Source organism: Aureibaculum luteum (assembly GCF_003449015.1).
Taxonomy (GTDB): Bacteria; Bacteroidota; Bacteroidia; order Flavobacteriales; family Flavobacteriaceae; genus Aureibaculum; species Aureibaculum luteum.
On sequence record NZ_QRGD01000003.1, the window covers coordinates 238,557 to 259,991 of the forward strand.

The window sequence follows — 21,435 nt, forward strand, 5'->3', positions numbered from 1 at the left end:
TTACTTATTTTGCTTTACATACTGCACATAGTCATCATTTTTTACCGAAATAATGTAATTATCACCTTTCACTTTAATTGTTTGGATGTCTTTTACATCTCCAGGCATAAAAAAGCCACTTTCAGAGGCTGGAATAGCTTCAAATGCCCCTTTGTTATTTCCTTTTAAGTACAAGCCGTAACTTGCATCGTTACGCGGTGTTTCTACTTCAGACATGTGAAGATTACCCGCTAATAAAACATCTAATGCCCCATCCTTATCAAAATCGTCAATTAAAACTTTATTAACACTTGACACTTGAGCTTCTACTGGAAGTTGGTGAATTACAAATTTGTCTCCTTGATTTTCAAGATAAATACTGGCAAAAGATTTTACTTGATAATGTAAAGAAGCATTTAATGCTTGCTCTGAATAGATGTCGACCAAGGTGGCTTCGGAAAATGTTTCGTAATTTTCGAATTTCTTTTTTATTGATGGTATTTGCTGTGAAGAGCATCCACGGCCTCTTACGGGATATTGTTTTCCTCCATTATAATAACTTAGTACAATATCACTTTTATTATTTTTATCAAAATCATTAACAAAAATATCAAAGGTTTCATTTTCATTAGCTTTGTATTTATAATTTAAGCCATTATTACCTAGGATATAATCCATATCACCATCATTATCAAAATCACCTTGATTGATACTCCACCACCAACCCGTGGTGTCTACAGTGAGCCCAAGCTCTTCAGAAACATCACTAAATCCGGTTTTTGTATTTTTAAATACTCGAATTGGCATCCACTCTCCAACAACGATGATGTCTAACATCTTATCATTATTGTAATCTGTAATAACAGCACTCGTGGCCATACCCAAATCAGTAAATTCTTTTGGCATCATTTCAGTAAACACATCGAACTTTGCAATTCCATTTTTACTATTATTCTTCAGTAAATAACTACTTGCAGGTAACGGATAGTTACCAGGAGTTTGACGCCCCAAAACCAATACATCTTCCTTACCATCACCATCAAAATCTGCATGATATACTTTAGAACCACTGGTAATCATTTTAGGCAACGCCCCTTCATTTGCTTTGGTAAAATTTCCTTTTCCATCATTTAAATACAATCTGTCCTGTAGATTTTTTGAATCAGCTTTATACTCATATCCTCCACTGACTACATACAAATCATTATCACCATCTCCATCAGCATCAAAAATTGTAGCCCCAAGATCTTCACTATTCTCATCGAAATCAAGAGTCGATGCTTCAAATCCATTTTCATTTTGTAAGAAAATAGCTCCTTTTTTACCTTTAGAAGCACCAATGTAATAATCTTCTAAGTTGTCATTGTTCAAATCGCCTACAGCTAGAGCAGGACCAAAAGTTGACATTTTATGTGGTAATAGTACTTGGGTTTCAAAATCGTCATTGATATTCTCTTCATGTTTATAAGATGGAAATAGATTGCTATTGTCCGTCATAAATAATTTATCACTAGTTGCAACTTCTACCTTTTCTTCGGATGCATCACTATGTTTTAGAACTATTGTTTTGTTGATGGTTGGATTCGTTACAACTTGTACTTTACCATCTGTCCAAACTACTTTTAACTCATCAATTTTTTCTACTTTACCGATTCCAAAATGTAATTCTGGAGCTACTGAAGATTGAAATCCTCTCGACAACGTCAGTTCTTGCAGTTGTGTGTTATCTCCAGTTTTCAGATACACTCTGTTCCCAATTCCCAATTTATTTTTAGAATCATCTTGAAATTTTACAGTAATATAATTATTAGCATTGGCATTATTATTCTTAAATAGTGAAGCATTATCATCTATATTATTTGTAACTATTTCTAAATCGCCATCATTATCTAAATCGGCATATACAACACCATTTGAAAAGCCTTTAAATTCTATACCCCAATCTTTATTGGTTCTTTCGAATTTCATATCTCCAGTATTCTTAAACATAAAATTGTCTATTTTTTCTGAAGGAATTTCTAAACTCAGTTTTAGCATGGTATCTTGTTCTACTTTTACCTTTTTTAGCTTGTTGAAGTAATCATTATTATTGATTTCTCTCCTTGTTCCATTAGAAATGAATAAATCTTTGAATCCATCGTTATCAAAATCAGCAAATAGAGGGCCCCAACTCCAGTCTGTAGAAGAAACCCCTGCTAGTCTTGATATATTTGAAAAGTAAGGCACACCATCGTTAAAAACACCTGAATTTACCTGAAGACAATTTTGCATATACTGATAATGAAAACCAGCATTAACCACATCCCAAAATAATTCAGGGTTCATACTTGCCATATTCGCTTTTTGCCTTTTATTACTATTAGCATCCATATCGTTTTGGAAAATATCAAGATTTCCATCATTATTAAAATCAGCTATGTCAGACCCCATACCATAAAATGCAGTATGAGCAGTGGCCTCTTTTAACACTTCTTTAAAAGTACCATCTTGTTGATTTAGATACATAAAATCTGGTGAATTAAAATCTTGTGAAACATATAGATCTGGCCAACCATCATTATTTAAATCGCCTACTGTAGCACTTAAGGTAAGTCCAAAAGCTTTTAAACCTGAAGCTTCGGTTACGTTAGTGAATGTATCTCCATCATTTCTATATAAGTGATTCGATTCAACGTCTTCAACGTTATTCATTTTATATTTATAAACGAAAGTTGGAGAAGTAAATAAGGTTGGAGGGTAATTGGCTACATATAAATCTAAATCGCCATCTCTATCATAATCTAAGAAAGTAGCTTGTACACCATTCCCTATATCATCTAATTTATAGGCTTCAGCCATTTCTGTGAAAGTGCCGTCTTGATTATTTATAAATAATTGATTGTTTTTAGGAGTAAATTTACCACCAACAGAGCAATAAATATCTAAGAAACCATCGCCATTGATATCTCCCATGGTTACACCTGTATACCACCGCTCATCTCCAGATACACCGGCCTTTTCTGTAATGTCTTCAAATTTTAAATCTCCCTTGTTCAAATACAATTTGTTCGAGACTTGATTACCCGTAAAAAAAACATCTATGAGACCATCATTATTGATATCTCCGGCAGCAACACCACCACCCATATACAAATAAGAATAGGAAAAATAATTTAAAGAATCATTTTCAGTCAAATTGTTGGCAAAGTTTATTCCAGTATCAGATTCACTTAAACTGGTAAACATTTTTTCTTGGCTTATCTTCTCTGATTCAGTACAATTTAATAATAATAATAATAATAACAGAACACCAAAGAAACTTACGAATATTTTAATTTTATTAATCATTTTAACAATTATAAATATTATACTTTTTTTGAATTTATTTTGCATTAAAGATAATTAATGTAGCTTTATTATGAGCTAAAAAAGCATCCTTTTTTGCTGATATTACAGTAATTTAGATTAACTATAATTAGTTGTTTAATCAATAACTATTTTTTTAAATCCAACGTAAATTATTGATTTAATTATTATTCGAATTTTATAGTAACACCAGGTCATTTATTTTACCACAATAAACAAAAACAGCGTATTAAAATTTAATACGCTGTTTTCAAACTAACTCAATTACTATATTATTTTTTAATATTAATAACCAGGATTTTGATCGGCAGATGTAATGCTCTCATTTGAACTAATCTCTGCATCTGGTATTGGCATTAGCTCATGTTTACCCGCTTGAAAATTGGTTCCAGCTAGTTCAGTAGATGCATTACCCCATCTAACAATATCATTAAAACGTACCTGCTCACCTGCCAACTCTACTTTACGTTCATGTACTATAGCAGTAAAAACCTGATCTTTAGTTAACGTTGTTGCTAACCCTGTTAAACCGGCTCTTAGCCTTACTCTATTAATATAACCCACTGCATCTGATTGTGTTCCCACTTCATTTTCACACTCAGCCATCATTAATAAAACATCTGCATATCTAAGATATTTAAAGTTTATACCAGAAGTTTGATCTTCAGAAGCATCTTTATAATAATTTTGATACTTTTTCCAACCTGCTCTACGAACATCTGTTCCAACAGTTAAATTTGATGTAGTAATTGTAAGTGCTCCTTCTGCGTAAGAATCACCCACAGAGTAAAAAGTGTCACCAAATCTAGTATCACCAGCCTCATATTCATCTAACAAATCATCAGAAGGATACACGTTAAACCAATTTAAACATCCGTATTCTTGACCTCTAAAAGTAGCTTCATTTGGACCTGCACCAGAAGCGTCAGAATTCCATTGTGCAGAAAACCCTAAATCATCATCATATTCAATTTCAAAAATAGACTCAATTCCATGCTCAGTTTCTTCCTTAAAATTATCAAAGAAGTTTGCCTCCAATGCATAACCTGACAATTTATTAAATTCAGCTAATGCCAAAGCATGCTCACCTCTATATAAATATACTTTACCTAATAATGCTGTAGCAGCCCCTTTATTAGCTCTTCCATTATCTTCAACTCCTTTATCACGTAATGTGGTTTGGGCATCTTTTAAATCGTCTATTATTTGCTGATACACTAAATCTGCTGAACTTTTCGGAAAGCCCACTGGAGCTTCTGGAATTACCGTAATCAAAGGAACATCACCATATCTAACAACTAACCAAAAATAATACAGTCCTCTTAAGAATTTGGCTTCACCCATAAATTTTGCTTTGGTAGTGGTACTCATTAAAGTTTCTGGTATGGCATCTATCGCTTCTTTATTTTCTATTACAAAATTTGCCTTGTTAACACCTCTAAAACAGCTATCCCAAAAGGCCTTATTAAGACCGTGACTAGAATCAAAAGAAAAATCTAGATATTGCTTTTTATCTGCTTCTAATTGTGGATTACCCGCATTTTCATGTGACATATTATCGGAAGAAAAAAACATTCCTCTAGAATACATACCATGCGTTTGAAAGTTTGCATAGGCTGCATTTACTGCAGACTGAACCTGTGCCTCATTCTTAAAGAATGTGTCAGGAGACAATTGATTTGGATTTGTTAACTCCAAATCTTTTTCACTACATGCATTTACAAGCAATAGCATAGTGAAAATTGTAAAGATTATTTTATATTTTTTCATAATTTAAATGTTTATTTTTTAAAATGTTACTTGTAAACCCAACAAAAATGTTTTAGGTTGAGGATAATTACCTCTATCAATTCCTGTTTCGAATGCCGAATTCGTTAGCACTGTAGAATTTCCAATTTCTGGATCCAAACCTGAATAGTCAGATAATGTAATTAAATTTTGTCCACTTACATAAATTCTAAATGAAGAGAATAATTTTTCTCCAAATACGTTTTCTGGTAAAGTATAGCCTAAAGATATATTTTTTAACCTTGTATACGAACCATCTTCTACAAATCGATCAGAAATAGCAACGTTTTGCGGAGCTCCACCTGCCCTAGGCACACTATTAGAAGCATTAGTTGGCGTCCATCTATCTAAAACAGCAGTACCTGCGTTAAACAATCTTGGCATTCCTTCTAAATCATAAATATTTGTGTTATAGACATCATTACCTGCAACTCCTGCAATAAATAAATTAAGATCCCAATTTTTATAATCACCACTTAAATTTAAACCATATGTAACATCAGGGTAAGGATTACCGATAACAACTCTATCATCAGAAGTTATATCTCCATCACCACTATGATCTACAAAGCGAATATCTCCAGGCTGAACCGTTGTTTGGCCAGGGTTAGCCGTAAATACAGCATCAACTTCAGCTTGCGTTTGATAAATACCATCCGTTTCTAAACCATAAAAGTAAAATAAAGATTCACCTACCGATATTCTTGAAATATCAGATCCTTCAAAAAGGGCACCAGTAATCTCAGTTAATTGACCTAAAGATTTTACTTCATTTTTACTAGTTCCTAAGTTTAGGTTGGCTGACCATGAGAAATCATCTCCGTAATGATTGTAGCCTAAATTTAATTCAAAACCATTGGTCTCCACTGATCCCACATTTTCTGTAATTGACCCCGCATGGAATCCTAAAGATACAGGCGTTGTTCTGCTCATTAACAAGTCATCACTCGTATTTTTATAGTACTCAATAGAACCTGTAACTTTTTCATTAAAAAGACCAAAATCTAAACCGATGTTAACCATGGTAGTTTCCTCCCACTTTAAGTCTGGATTGGCTAAACCTGCTGCGGTAGTACCTACTGCTGCTACACCTCCAATTGGGTATGTAAAATCACTGGTTAGTGTTGGACTATATAAATAATTTGAAATATTGTCATTACCTACAAGCCCCCAACTTCCTCTAATTTTTAAATTACTGAATTTACTATCTCCCATAAAACTTTCCTTGGCAATATTCCAACCTAAAGCTAATGACGGAAAAGTACCCCATCGGTTATTTTCACCAAAACGTGATGAAGCATCTCTACGAATAGAAGCTGCAAAAATATACTTACCATCATAATTATAATTAACCCTTCCTAAATAACCTATTCTATTGGTTTCAAAAGATTCACTCTTCAATGCAGAACCCTGATCTGAAACTTGATCTACCTCGTCACTAATAAGATTTTGACTAGCGGCATTAATATACGATGTATTATTTTCATATTTTTCTGCTACCAATAACACATCAAAATTATGAACATCTGCAATGGTTTTTTCATAGTTTAAACTATTGGTAAATGTGATCGTCTGACCTACACCTGTATTTTTTGTTATTGATGCAAAAAGTTGTGAGCCGGTAAAAGCTCCTGCTACACTATCATCGTTATAAGACGGTACAAATCTATTATTACTATAGGTATAGTAGTCTAAACCAACTTGAGATTTAAATTTTAATCCTTCAATAATTTCAAATTCTGCAAATAAGCTACCTGTAATCGCAGTTGTTTTATTTAAGTTATTACCTAACGTCATAATTCTTACAGGATTTTCTGAATCTTGACCATCTAAAGTATTATCTGGACCTTGAAATCCACCTAAATTATCTGCATTATAAACGCTTAAATAGGGTGCCATCTTAATCGCATGTTCAATTATTGAACGACCTCCGCTTTGCAATTCTGGATTCTGATTGTTAAAAGAAATGGCCATTGTTTCACCAAATTTGAATTTACCTGATGTAAAACCACTATTTGCTCTAAAAGAATATCTTTTAAATCCAGTTCCAACAACTGCCCCCTCTTGATCTAAAATACCTGCTGAAAATCTATAATTAGAATTTTCGTTACCACCTGACGCACTTAAATCATAATTTTGTATCAATCCACTTTGAAAAATTTCATCTTGCCAATTTGTTTCGGCATTTGAAGAACTATTAGGAGAAGAAGGCGTAAAACCATAAGCATCTGAAGCATATTGTAAATATTGTTGTGTATTCAACACGTCATACCGTTGCGTTATATCTTGAAAACCTGCATAAGTATTAAAGGAAATTTTGGCTTTACCTGATTTTCCTTTTTTAGTAGTTACCATAACCACACCATTAGAACCTTGCGACCCGTAAATAGCAGTAGTAGATGCATCCTTTAAAACGTTCACCGATTCAATATCATTGGTACTAATACCTGCTAAACTACCTGTAATAACACCATCAATAACGTATAATGGATTATTATTACCTACCGTACCTAAACCTCTAATTCTTACTATTGGAGCTGTACCAGGAGAACCACTGTTTATTACAGTTACACCAGATGCTCTACCTTGTAGGGCTTGTTCTGCTGTTGCAACTGGAAGTGCAGCTAGCTCATCTGAATCAATTGAAGAAATTGCTCCCGTAACCTCGGCTCTACTTTGTGTTCCATAACCTACTACAACAACTTCGTCTAAAGCTTCGGCTGACACTAATAAGGTTACATTAATAGTTGCTTGTTCACCAACAGTAATTGTTTGTGTACTCATTCCAATAAAACTGAATGATAATTGATCTGTTGCACTTACATCTTCAATTTGATATTTACCATCAAAATCAGTAGTTACACCATTACTTGTTCCAACCACGAGAATTGTAACTCCCGGCAGTGTCATTCCGTCACTATCTATCACCGTTCCACTCACGGTTTTAGTTTGTGCAAGAACACTTTGTGTGCAAATCATCACCAAAGCGATCATTGCGATTTTAAGCTTCATCATATTTAATTATATTTAAGTTAGTAAAATTTTAAGTCTGAGTTTAAGTTTATTTTCAATATCTATTATTACAATGTTAATTCTATTATTAATTTAGATTATCCTGCACTAACCTGTTAAACAATAAAAATATCAAATTACAGTATCTGATTTCCAGTGTTCAAATATAAAGAGTAGTACTGTATATTATATAATACAAATCATGCATGCCGTAATACATTTGTTGCAAAATGCCAAAAACACAAGTAAACTGGCCTATTAAAAAAATTCAATACAACATCTGTTTTAGAATCAAAAGGCTATTTCAAAAATAAATAATATCGAGATTATTTATATCATCGTCTTTTATTGTCAAATAACCCCTTTAAAGGTCAATCAAATAGATTAACATTATATCATCATTTTAAAACTTTAAGTGTGCAATTTACACTTTTAATTTAATAAAAAATAATCTCACTCTACTATTTAATCTTATTAGACTTAAATATTAAATTTTTATGATTACTTAACCTTAACCTCGGTAGGTAAAATTCCGAAGTGAGCTTTAAAACATTTTGTAAAATAAGAAGGAGATGCAAAACCTACTTGATAGCAAATTTCGCTTATTGTGGCACTGCCGCTTTCTAGCAATTGATTTGCTCTTTGCAGCCTAATATTTCTTATAAATTCATTAACCGTTTGCCCAGTAAGCATTTTTACTTTTCTATATAACTGACTGCGACTGAGATTTAACTGAGATGCTAGAACTTCAACACTGAGATTTGAATCACTAATATTATCATTAATGTAAGTCAAAATTTTCTGAATAAACTCTTTATCTATGGATGTTGCATTTTTATTCTCTTCAGCACCACTAATTTCACTAAAATACTTATTAAAGATCAATTTTCTACTTTGTATTAATTGTGCCAACCTTAATTTAACCAACCTCATATCAAAGGGCTTTTTCATATAGGCATCTGCACCAATTTCAACACTTTCTATTCTATCATCCAATTTAGACTTCGCGGTAAGCACTAAAATTGGAATATGACTGGTTCTAATATCACTTTTAATTTTTTTACAAAACTCTAACCCATCCATTTCAGGCATAATGATATCAGTAATAATAATATCTGGCAAATTTTCATGAGCCAACTTTAAACCCTCAACACCATTGTTAGCTACTATTATTTTATAATACTCCTTTAATTCACCTCTTAGATAGTCTCTTAATTCTACATTATCCTCAACAATTAAAAGCGTATCTGTCCGTGACCCCTTTTCTGTTACACCAACTTTGTTTTGTTCATTAGGCAATTTTTCTAATAATGGATGTTTATTCCTTACAAAATTTTCTGTCTCAATAGTAGTAGCCAATTCATCTTTACCTAAATGTTCTTTACCGAAAGGCAATAAAACTTTAAATTTTGTTCCACTACCTATTTCACTTTCCACATCAATAATTCCTCTATGTAATCTAACAAAACTCTGAACAACTTCTAGACCTATGCCTGTTCCTCCATAATAAGCCTTATTTAAGTTATCAACCTGATAAAACCGCTCAAATATTTTAGTTAACTGCTCAGGTTCTAAACCTGGCCCTGTATCAGATATACTAATTGCTACGTATTCTTTGATCAATAAATTATCGTTTAATTCCTCTAATTTAGAATTAGAATCTTTCATTGATATTTCAATAGTAATAGCACCTCCTTCTGGAGTTACCTTAAATGCATTGGAAAGAATATTAAAAATTATCTTTTCAAGCATATTTTTATCTGCCCACAAATCTAATTCAGAAACGTCTGCATCTACATTCAAATAAATATTCCTCCGTGTAGCCTCTTCGTCAAAGTAACTAACAATGTCTTCGCAAAATGGAATTAGATTTAATTTATTCGCTTTAATTTTTAATTTATGTTGCTCCAGTTTTCTAAAGTCCATTAACTCATTGGTTAACCTTGATAATCTTTTTGCATTTTTTTCAATAATTTGAAGTTTTCCTTTGACATCATCAGGAAAATCTGCAACTTTATTATTAATTAAATTTGTTAACGGGCTTAGAATAAGTGTTAATGGTGTTCTAAACTCATGGGATATATTTGTAAAAAATTGAAATTTCTTATCATTTAACTCCTCTTCTTGAAACCTTTTATTTCTCTCATTAGCGATTACTTGTTTTTCTCTAATTCTGTTCTGAGTAATCGTATAGAGTAAATATAAAATCAATAAAAGAAGAGCTAAATAGGTCAAAAATGCCCAATTCGTTTTCCACCAAGGGGGTAGGATTTTAATCGACAAACTTAAGGGTACCTCATTCCATACACCATCATTATTAGCTGCTTTTAATTTGAAAACATATTCACCATGATTTAAATGTGTGTAAGTAGCACTGCGTAAATTGCCCACATAATTCCAAGAACTCTCTAAGCCTTCCAAATAATAAGCGTATTGATTTTTTTCTGATCTTGTATAATTAATTGCAGCAAATTCTATTGTAAATACCGATTGTGAATTATCTAACGTAATACTTTTAGTTTCTGCAATTACTTTTTTTAATGGAGAGTTTTTTTGATAAGGCAATATGGATTCATTGAATAATTTAAAGCCTACTAAATATAATGAAGGTACACTAATATTAATTTTAATGTCTTTAGGATTAAAATAATCAATACCTTTATAATTACCGAAATAAAGAATACCCTCTTTATCTCTTAACGCAGCATTAAAATTAAAGTCATTGGAAAGTAGACCATCATTAACTGTATAATTTATAAAAGTATTACTCTTTCTATCTAATTTTGAGATGCCCTCATTACCTGTTAACCATAAATCGCCTTCTTTACTTTGAATAATTCCTGCAACATTTTCTTCTTGCAAACCCGACAACCTGTTGTACCACTCTAACTCATCAGTATTAATATTGTATTTACATAAACCGGCCCCTCTTGTACCAATCCATAAAATATTATCAGTACCTAAGTGTAATGATAAAATATGATTAGCACTGGCATAATTACCATATTTTTCAGCTAACCTTTTTTCCATAGAAACTATTGAAAATTGGCCATTTGGTAGTTTTTTTATCTTAAACAACCCCTTTGTAGTACCTAACCAAATGTTACTTTCTGGATCAATCAACACTTTTCTAACATCACTTGTAGTAATACCATTTTCAACAAAAGGTTTTGACTTATAATGCGTAATTTCTTTACTAACCGGATCAAAAGAGTGAAGCCCTTTAAAAAAAGTACCTATCCAAATAGTACCATTAGGATCTTCACTAATACTTAATATGGTATTAGAGGTTAACTTCCCTTTTGTGTTTTTTATATTGTAATTAATAAATTTATTACTACCTTTCTTCAATAGAAAAACACCACTATCCCAACTTCCTGCCCAAATATTCTCTTTACTATCGATAAAAATAGTTTCAATATAATCACTCGTCAATCCTGAATAAGGGAAATTGTCTACTTTATTAATGTGCGTATATTTATCCGTTTTCAGATTATAAATATCTATACCACCACCATCCATACCAATCCATAACCTTTCTGATTTATCTTTTACAATTCCCATAACGGAATTTGCTTTTAAAGAATTTGGATTACGTGATAAACTCTCTATATTTCTAAACTTATCATATAGATTATCACTTACTGCAAGACCACTATTATAGTATCCCATCCAAATTCTCTTATTAGAATCTAAAAACAAAGACCAAATAGAATTAGAATGAATACTTTTCTCATCTTGCTTATTCAGTAAATAATTCTTAATTACTTTACCCGAAGTCTCTAAATGAAACAGTCCATCATTCTCAGTACCAATCATTAGGCTATGGTCGTCTAATTGAATCATCGTCATAATCATTTTATCAGAAATCGCAAAATGATTATATTCAGTTAGTTCTTTACTACGACTATTCCCAATCTTAAATTTAAAAACCCCGTCAGACAAAGTTCCTACCCATAAATTATTATCGGTATCTACCAACATGGTTTCTATAAAATTAGCTATTGGTGTTCTCTTGTTTTTATCAACATACACCACATTAACTAATGAATTTGTTTCAACATCAACTTCCTTTAGGCCTAAATTTGTACCGACAAATAGTCTTCCTGATCCTGCTAGTTGAATTCTATTTATATTTATGATAACAGATTGATTGTTTAAAGTAGAATTGGATACTTTTTCAGCCTTAAAGCTTTCTAAATTCAACTTAAAAAGCCCTTGTTTATAGGTACCTACAAAAAGATTACCCAAACTATCTTGCTCTATACTACGAATGGAAGCATTGGTTTGTTTTTCACTGCCCAAAGAAATCTTTTTAAACTGATCTAAATCTTGATTGTACAAATTCAGTCCTTCTTCAGTGCCAATCCATATTCTATTTTTAGAATCTAACTTTGCACAATTAACGAGACTATTACTTATAGAGCTATCGTCATTTAATTTATGTTTGTACGAAATATGATCAATACCGTCATACCTTATTAATCCGGTTCCATTGGTACCCATCCAAATAATACCATACTGATCTTGAATAATTGTAGAAATGGCGACATTAGAAATACCATTTTTTATATTGACAAAACTGTAGTCCAAATTTGGCAATTGTGCGGACAAATTACTTGTAAAAAAACAACAAACAACAAGAAATAGTAACATCAGTTTTTTCAAACTTACTCTATTAACCACGCTGTTATTGTCTTTTAACATAAACCTGTAATTGTTCTTTAAACGTATTGAAAATTTTTATTTTATTAAAATAAGCGGATTCTAAAATAAAAAAAAATACTTAATATTTCATTGCCAATATCAAGTACCTTTTAGTAAGCATATAAATCTTCGTCATAATTAGTACATCTATCTTGGTAAAAAGTATGAACTATCACTATATCGTTATTTATTAGCAATACGCTACTTAACAGAAAATTTATAAGATGTTCTTGATTTATAAGTTTCACCAACATTCAGTACAACTGATGGAAAATTGAGCTGATTTGGAGAATCCGGATAATGTTGTGTTTCTAAACAAAACCCTGTTCTTTTACCATGCGTGCCATTAAGGTGGTTCCCTGTATAAAACTGAACGCCAGGTTCATCAGAAAAAACCTCAAGCACTCTTCCGCTTTCTTCATGATATGCTTCTGCAATTAGCCTGACATCTTCATTTTGATTATTCAACACCCAGCAATGGTCATACCCAAAACCAAACTTTATTTGTTGATTATCGGCATCAATATCAGCACCAATTATTTTAAATGATCTAAAGTCAAAGGGTGTATTTTCAACTGAAACAAGCTCACCAGTGGGAATAAGATTTTTATTTACGGGCACTATTTTATCTGCTCGTATTTGTAATTTATGGTCTAAAATGTCATTCTTAAAATCCCCAGATAAATTAAAATAAGAATGGTTTGTTAAATTGATTATTGTCTTTTTATCTGTACTCGCCTCATATAAAATATCCAGAGTATTTTCAGAATTTAAGGTAAACGTTACCGTTGTATTTAAATTTCCTGGAAATCCTTCTTCCATGTCTATACTTAGATAGTTTAAGACCAAAGAAACAGAATTTTCATCTGATTTAGTAGTGGCGTTCCAAACTACATTATCAAAGCCTTTATCGCCACCATGCAAACTATTTGGAGCATTGTTTAAAGCTAAGGTATATTCCTTATCATCTAAGCTAAATTTGCCATTTGCAATACGGTTTCCAAAACGTCCAATAGTAGCTCCCAAATAAGAATCACCATTTATATATTGGGGTAACGAATCGTAACCTAAAACAACATTCTCTATTACACCTTTTTTATTAGGCACTTTAATAGATTTTATTATTCCTCCATAATTTATTATTTCAACCTCAACACCATTTTTATTTTTTAAGGTAAAACAGTCTATAGAAATTCCATCAGGAGTAGTTCCATACTTACTTTTATTAATAGTCATAGCATGATTTTTTAAAGCGTCATCCTTTAAATTTAAACTGCTTTTTATATCCTTTTTACATTGAAATAAAAAACAAAGGGAAATTACAATTAATAAATTACCAATAAATTTGTTCTGACGTTTCATTATATAAAAAAGTTAACCGATGAAATTTGATTCACCGGCTAACTCATTAAAAAAAATTCTTAATTACCTTTAGCGTAATCGGTTAAAAACTGAGCCAATCCACTATCTGTTAGTGGGTGTTTCAATAATCCCGTGATTGATGATAAAGGTCCAGTCATTACATCTGAGCCTATTTTTGCACAGTTAATTACGTGCATTGTATTTCTAATAGAAGCGGCTAATATTTGAGTTTTAAAACCATAGTTATCATAAACAAGTCTAATTTCTTCTATTAAATTCAATCCATCTGTTGAGATATCATCTAAACGTCCTAAAAATGGAGAAACATAAGTAGCTCCTGCTTTGGCTGCTAACAATGCTTGCCCAACTGAAAACACTAATGTTACATTTGTTTTAATGCCTTTATCTGAAAAGTATTTACAAGCTTTAACACCTGCTGCAATCATTGGTAATTTCACAACAATTTGAGGATTTAAGGCTGCTAACTCTTCACCTTGTTTTACCATTCCATCATAATCTGTTGCAATAACCTCTGCTGATACATCACCCTCAACTGCTTCACAGATATCACGGTAATGTTGTAAAATATTTTCAGCTCCAGTAATTCCTTCTTTCGCCATTAATGATGGATTTGTTGTTACACCATCTAATACTCCTAAATCTTGAGCTTCTTTAATCTGGTCAAGATTTGCTGTGTCTATAAAAAATTTCATATAATTTGTTTTTATAAGGTTTTTAAATATTCTAATACTTCATTGCTTACTTTCTCTCCTGTAAATCCGAATTTTTCATCAAGCACATTTGCCGGAGCAGAGTACCCAAAGTGATCTAATCCGAAGACACTACCGTTACCTCCAACTAATCCTTGTAGATTTACAGGTAAACCTGCCGTTAAACCAAACAATGGCTTATCATTAGGAATTACACTTTTTTGATAGTCTTTAGACTGTAATCTGAACAAACCTTCTGAAATTATTGAAGCAATGCTCACTTTTAATCCATTTTTAGACTCTAAAATTTCAGCTGCAGCAACCAAAGTGGCAACTTCTGATCCGTTGGCTATTAAAACAACATCTGGATTTTCAACTTCTTTCACTAAATAACCTCCTTTTTCTGACGCTAAAGCTTCACTATATCTTGAAGAACCAATTGCTTCTAAATCTTTAATACCTTGTCTTGAAAGTATTAAACCTGAAGGTGTACTTTTATTCTCCAACGCCATTTTCCATGCTACGCTTGTTTCTGCTGAATCAGCAGGTCTTAAGGCTAAAAAACTTGGATCACCGCTATGATTTTTTAATTTTTCTAACAATCGCAATTGAGCTTCTTGCTCAACTGGCTGATGTGTAGGTCCATCTTCTCCTACGCGGAAAGCATCATGTGTCCACACATACTTTACAGGTAACTCTTGAATACAACTCAATCGAATGGCTGGTTTCATATAATCTGAAAACACAAAGAATGTTGCTACTACTGGGATAATTCCACCATGTAATGCAATACCATTTGCAATACAAGCCATTGTTAACTCCGCAACACCTGCTTGTAAGAATGAACCACTAAAGTCTCCTTTTTGTAATGCATGTGTTTTCTTTAAAAAGCCATCCGTTTTATCACTATTTGATAAATCTGCAGATGACACAATCATATTTTCTACATTTTCAGCTAAATACGCTAACACATTAGAAGAAGCTGCTCTTGTTGCCAATCCTGCTTTTTGCTCTATAGATTCAAAATCTAATTCTGGTAACTCTCCAGATAAAAAGAAATCTAATTTTTTAGCTAATGCTTCATTTTCACTTTTCCAAGTCGCAATTTCTGATTTCTTTTTCGCCGCTTCAGCAGTTTTTTGTGCTATCAAGTTTTTATAAAATTGCTCTACATCAGCAAAAATATCAAATGGACTTTCAGTATTTGCCCCTAAATTTACCATTGTTTTTGCGTAATCTGCCCCCGTATTTCCAATAGGCTGACCGTGCAATTCGCAATAGCCCTCAAACATACTTCCGTCAGCGGCAACACAACCTTTACCCATTATGGTTTTACCAATAATTAAAGTTGGTCTTTCTGTCTCATTATTTGCATCAGTTAATGCTTTTCTAATTTCATCATGGTTATGACCATCAATAGTCAATACATTCCAGCCCCAAGCTTTATACTTCATTTCAGTGTCTTCACTTGTCACCTCATCTGTAGAACTTGACAATTGAATATCATTAGAGTCATAAAACATAATAAAATTACTTAGGCCTAGATGTCCTGCAATTCTACCTGCTCCTTGCGAAATCTCTTCTTGAACACCACCATCAGAAATAAAACCATACGTTTTATAATTCATCCAATCTCCAAATCGAGCTTCTAAGAATTTAGTTGCAATAGCTGCTCCAACACCCATAGTATGTCCTTGACCTAATGGCCCAGAAGTATTCTCTATTCCTCTTTTTACATCAACTTCTGGATGACCAGGAGTTATTGAACCCCATTGTCTAAAATTAGCAACATCATCTTTCTTATAATTACCTAAAAGATAATACTGAGCATACATTAATGTTGATAAATGGCCTGCATCCATAAAAAAACGATCTCTAAACGGCCATGTCATATCTGTTGGATCATACTTAAAAAATTCTGAATATAAGATATGCATAAAATCTGCTCCACCCATTGGACCTCCTGGGTGTCCCGAATTTGCCTTTTCTACCATTGCTACTGCTAATGCACGTATATTATCAGCTGCTTGTTGATCAATTTGTTTATTCATGTTTCTATTCTTAAATTAACATCGTTTAGTTCGTTATCTTTATTTTTTTTGTTATTACCTGAGTCGATGATGCATCTGCAATTCCATTAAAAGAAGGCTGTTTACCTCCAATTGAGACGGTAACCATTCCTTTTCTAATTTCTGCTTCTCCATTTTCTTTTATATAGGCATATTTCTCTGAAGAAATATTAAATTTTACAATTTTTGTTTCACCAGCTTTTAACTGAATCCGCTTAAAACCAACCAGTGATCTAATTGGAGTTTTTTCGTTACTCTCATCTAACGACACATATAATTGCACTACTTCATCTCCATTTAATGCTCCTGCATTAGTAACTTCCACTGATACTGGTATTTGTTCCCCAGCTTTTAAGCCATTTGGCACCGCGAAATTTCGATATGTAAAGTTAGTATAACTTAATCCATGACCAAAAGGAAAAAGAGATTTTCCTTTAAAAAATTTATAAGTTCTATTTTCCATGTCATAAGATTTAAAATCTGGCAGATCATCAACGGACTTATAAAAGGTAACTGGTAGTCTTCCTGCAGGGTTATAATCTCCAAATAATACATCAGCAATTGCATTACCACCAAACTCTCCAGGATACCATGCTTCTAAAATTGCTGGAATATTTTCACCTGCCCAATTTATTGCCAAGGCACTTCCATTCATTAAAACTAAAATCGTTGGTTTACCTAAAGCCTGAATTTCTTTCATTAGTTTAATTTGCGACTTTGGCAACGTAATTTCAGAGCGATCTCCTTTATCAAAACCCTCTAAAACGACCGGCATTTCTTCGCCTTCAATTTCAGGAGACAAGCCTAAACAAAGTATGATAACTTCTGCTTTTTTAGCGACTTCAATTGCAGGCTTTAATAAATCCTTATCTGTTTTAGCCCATAATAAATGTACTTGAGAATCTGTATGATGGTTCGTATATTCAATTTTAACAGAATACGCCTTCCCTTTTTTCAATTCAGCATCAAAATAACCCGTTTTAGGTTCGTGCTCATTAGTAAAATCAACTCGCAATGAATCATTAAAGTAAACTTTACCTCCGGTTCTCGCTTTAAGACCAATTCTGTATTTTCCTGTTTCTTCGGGGATTAATTCCCCTGTCCATCTGACTGAAAAATCATCGTTCTTCAATTCTTCTATCGGCTTTTTTAACAACCAACTAAAATCTACTTGAACATCATTTCTGCTAAATGAGGGCTTTCCTTCAAAATTTTCATTTTGATAATACTCACCGTTTAAACCACTAAATTCTCCATTTTTAAGATTAGCTGATGGAATTGCAGTCAACAATGGCCAACCCTCAGCAATTTCACTACCTTGAGAGTAATAAACTGTTGCATTTGGTAACTTGTTTGTAATTGCTTTTAAGGGAGTTATTTTATTATGTGGAGTTCCGTGATAATTACCCAAAAGAACTTGTTCAAAATCTGCATTTGGGCCAATAACAGCAATGGACTTGATATTTTTATTAAGAGGTAACATATTGTTTTCATTTTTCAACAATACCATTGCCTCTCTTGCTGCTTTTTCAGACAATTGATAATGTTCTGGACTGCAAACTACACTGTAAGGTATTTTTGCCCATTTTACATTTTCATCTCCATCAAACATCCCTAATTTAAAGCGGGCCATAAATAATCTAGATAATGCTAGATCAATTTTATCTTCTTTAATTATACCCTTTAACACAGCTTCCGTTAAGTTTGGATCAAAAACACTACCGCAATTCAAATCCGTCCCTCTATCAACAGCCAATGCAGCAGCTTCCTCCGGAGTATCAACAAGCTCATGCTTGTTTGGCTCCCAAAAATCATTAATTGCCCAACAATCAGAAACTACATATCCATCAAACTTCCATTCATTGCGTAATATATCTGTTAACAATAAATTACTACCACAACAAGCCTCATCATTATAGCGATTATATGCACACATTACAGAATGTACTTTAGCGTCATTAACCGCCGCCTCAAATGCCGGTAAATAGGTTTGACGTAAATCACGATTAGAGGTGTGATAATTGTCCTCGTGTCTTGACTTTTCAGGACCACTATGTACCGCAAAATGTTTCGCTGTTGCTATAACTTTTAAATATTTTGGATCATCTCCCTGTAAAGCTTTTATAAAATTAACAGCCATTTTACTCGTTAAAAAAGGATCTTCACCATATGTTTCTTGACCTCTACCCCATCTAGGATCTCTAAATATATTGATGTTAGGTGACCAAAATGTTAGTCCTTGATAAATACCCCTTCGATTGCTATTTGCAAAACTATGATGCTTTGCTCTTGCTTCATCAGATATTGCCGTTCCTACTTTGAACAATAAATCCGGATCCCAAGTAGCACCCATACCAATTGCCTGAGGAAAGACTGTAGCTTCACCGGCTCTAGCAACACCATGAAGGCATTCATTCCACCAATTATAGGTAGGTATTCCCAAACGAGTAATTGCAGGAGCATCATATCTCATTTGAGACACCTTTTCTTTTAGAGTCATCTGTGAAATCAAGTCAGCTACACGCTCTTTGTTAGAAAGTGATGTATTTTGATATTTAAATTGACTTTGACTATATGAATTCCAAATACCAATAATGAGCATTAAAACTAATGTAATACACGGTTTTTTAAATTGTAAAGTGAGTTTCATAAATGAGGTGATAAAATAAATAGTTCGTTTTTTTTAAAATCGCTCCAAAGCCCTTCCATTTCATTTTTAATTATCCCTTGGAGTCAGCTACAAATTTACATCTAGGTTCTTCTAATACTTATCACAAATCAATCAACCTATAAGACAAATGATGCGTCTCTTAAATTTTACGATTCTATTGACATTTCATTGAACACAAAGGTGCAAATTTCATGAATAAATTGAAAATAAATTAGAAATGTAAAAAAAATGATTAAAAACCTTTTGTTGAAGAAATTTGATTAAGGAAAGTGATTTTTATTAGGACTAAAAACCTCTAATTGGCAAAAACGAATTTGATTAACCTATAGGTTCTGAAAGTTATGGTAATCTTTTGAAGACGATTTACGCAAGAAATAATAATTCAATCTTTTTTTGAGATTAAAGTTTTGTAACTTTAACTCTTTTTAGGTCAACTTGACCAATGATCTTATGATTATACTTAAAAGAAAAATAACTTAGTCTTGACAAATATAGAACCAAATAGTAAACACTTAAACTTCATTCAAGGATATGAAAGAAATAGAATTTAATGCAAGCAATTGGGATTTAATTATAGATTCTCCTGGAAGAATAAATATTATTGGAGAACACACAGACTATAACCATGGTTTTGTTTTACCCACAGCTATTGATAAAAAAATTCAATTTAAATTTAATAAAAACGGAAGTTTAAACACGTGTAACATTCATAGTAACAACTTCAATACAGGTTTTAGTTTTGAGCTAGATGCGATAGCTAAAAGTGAAATGCAATGGGAAAATTATGTCTTGGGAGTTATTTACGAAATACAGCAACTTTCTGATCAATTACAAGGGTTCGACTGCGTATTAGATAGTGACATCCCTGTTGGTTCAGGAATAAGTTCATCAGCAGCTTTAGAATGTGGGTTGGCTTTTGGCTTGAATGAATTGTTTGATTTGAAGTTATCAAAACTAACCATTGTAGAATTGTCTCAACGTGCAGAGCATAATTATGTAGGAACCAAATGTGGTATAATGGATCAATTTGCATCTGTTATGAGCAAGAAAGACCATGTGATTCTTCTCGATTGCCAATCTTTAGATTTTGAATATGTCCCTATTAAAATAGAACCCTTTAAAATCTTACTATTAAATACAAATGTGTCACATAATCTGGCTTCTGGAGAATATAATATTAGAAGAAGTCAATGTGAAGAAGGTGTGAAAATTATTAAGAAAAGATATCCAGATGTACATTCTTTACGTGATGTTTCTAGTACTATGCTAAACGAGTTTAAAAACGAACTTTCTAAGGTTATTTTCAAAAGATGCACCTATGTTGTTGAAGAAAAAGAACGTGTATTAAACACTGTAGCAGCATTAAAAAAATCACTTTTGCACAAGGTAGGAGAAAATATGTATAAAACGCATGAAGGCTTACAGAATTTATATGAAGTGAGTTGTCCTGAATTAGATTTCCTAGTTGATTTTTCTAGAAATTATGACGAAGTTATTGGAGCTAGAATGATGGGTGGTGGTTTTGGTGGATGTACTATAAATATTATTCATCAAGATGCTGTAATCTCTTTTATCAAAGAAGCCTCTAAAGCCTATTTTGACAAATACAAAATTAAACTCACGGCTTTTGAGGCCATGCCTAGTGAAGGAACTAGTATAAAGACTGCGTGAACAAATATTTTATGACCTTAACCCAATCTCTTTATTGTGTCTAGTCCTGAAATATCACTACAAGTTAATACTATATTTAAGCTGATAATTAACACATCACATTGAAATGAAATAAATAGTA

At 32.5% G+C, this 21,435-nt stretch carries 9 protein-coding genes; 1 reads left to right on the forward strand and 8 read right to left on the reverse strand.

The genetic code is table 11. The annotated features are described in order from the left end of the window. The 8 genes from D3P13_RS09310 to D3P13_RS09345 all read right to left on the reverse strand — a co-directional run bounded on the left by D3P13_RS09310 (position 1) and on the right by D3P13_RS09345 (position 19,622). A complete protein-coding gene (locus D3P13_RS09310) occupies positions 1-3,306 on the reverse strand; it encodes a VCBS repeat-containing protein (protein ID WP_117882248.1) in 3,306 nt (1,101 codons plus the stop codon). Between the two features lie 303 nt (positions 3,307-3,609). Then, positions 3,610-5,094, reverse strand: a complete 1,485-nt coding sequence (locus D3P13_RS09315) for a RagB/SusD family nutrient uptake outer membrane protein (RefSeq protein WP_117881657.1) — start codon at positions 5,092-5,094, stop codon at positions 3,610-3,612. A gap of 18 nt (positions 5,095-5,112) precedes the next feature. Continuing rightward, positions 5,113-8,127, reverse strand: coding sequence for a SusC/RagA family TonB-linked outer membrane protein (locus D3P13_RS09320; RefSeq protein ID WP_117881659.1), 3,015 nt, complete (start codon positions 8,125-8,127; stop codon positions 5,113-5,115). A gap of 498 nt (positions 8,128-8,625) precedes the next feature. Continuing rightward, a complete protein-coding gene (locus tag D3P13_RS09325; protein ID WP_232829164.1) occupies positions 8,626-12,717 on the reverse strand; it encodes a hybrid sensor histidine kinase/response regulator transcription factor in 4,092 nt (1,363 codons plus the stop codon). Positions 12,718-13,032: 315 nt separating this feature from the next. Further along, the gene (locus D3P13_RS09330) at positions 13,033-14,067 is read right to left on the reverse strand and encodes an aldose epimerase family protein (RefSeq protein ID WP_232829165.1); all 1,035 of its coding nucleotides are present in this window, start codon (positions 14,065-14,067) and stop codon (positions 13,033-13,035) included. A gap of 185 nt (positions 14,068-14,252) precedes the next feature. Continuing rightward, on the reverse strand, positions 14,253-14,906 hold the full coding sequence (gene fsa / locus D3P13_RS09335; RefSeq protein ID WP_117881663.1) for a fructose-6-phosphate aldolase: 654 nt from the start codon (positions 14,904-14,906) through the stop codon (positions 14,253-14,255). Positions 14,907-14,917: 11 nt separating this feature from the next. Next, positions 14,918-16,954: a transketolase family protein gene (locus D3P13_RS09340; protein ID WP_117881665.1), complete on the reverse strand. Its 2,037-nt coding sequence runs from the start codon at positions 16,952-16,954 to the stop codon at positions 14,918-14,920. A 25-nt stretch (positions 16,955-16,979) separates the two neighbouring features. Then, entirely contained in the window at positions 16,980-19,622 is a 2,643-nt protein-coding gene (locus D3P13_RS09345) for a glycoside hydrolase family 3 protein (protein ID WP_117881667.1), read from the reverse strand. Positions 19,623-20,174: 552 nt separating this feature from the next. On the opposite strand from D3P13_RS09345, the gene galK reads away from it, so the two are divergent. Further along, complete coding sequence (gene galK, locus D3P13_RS09350) at positions 20,175-21,314, forward strand: galactokinase (protein WP_117881669.1); 1,140 nt, start codon at positions 20,175-20,177, stop codon at positions 21,312-21,314. The last annotated feature ends 121 nt before the right edge of the window (positions 21,315-21,435 follow it).

Bases quoted from the DNA above. Each gene is read 5' to 3' on its own strand.
- galK (WP_117881669.1), top strand. From the start codon at position 20,175: ATGAAAGAAATAGAATTTAATGCAAGCAATTGGGATTTAATTATAGAT.
- D3P13_RS09315 (WP_117881657.1), bottom strand. From the start codon at position 5,094: ATGAAAAAATATAAAATAATCTTTACAATTTTCACTATGCTATTGCTT.
- D3P13_RS09330 (WP_232829165.1), bottom strand. From the start codon at position 14,067: ATGACTATTAATAAAAGTAAGTATGGAACTACTCCTGATGGAATTTCT.
- D3P13_RS09340 (WP_117881665.1), bottom strand. From the start codon at position 16,954: ATGAATAAACAAATTGATCAACAAGCAGCTGATAATATACGTGCATTA.
- D3P13_RS09320 (WP_117881659.1), bottom strand. From the start codon at position 8,127: ATGATGAAGCTTAAAATCGCAATGATCGCTTTGGTGATGATTTGCACA.
- fsa (WP_117881663.1), bottom strand. From the start codon at position 14,906: ATGAAATTTTTTATAGACACAGCAAATCTTGACCAGATTAAAGAAGCT.
- D3P13_RS09310 (WP_117882248.1), bottom strand. From the start codon at position 3,306: ATGATTAATAAAATTAAAATATTCGTAAGTTTCTTTGGTGTTCTGTTA.
- D3P13_RS09345 (WP_117881667.1), bottom strand. From the start codon at position 19,622: ATGAAACTCACTTTACAATTTAAAAAACCGTGTATTACATTAGTTTTA.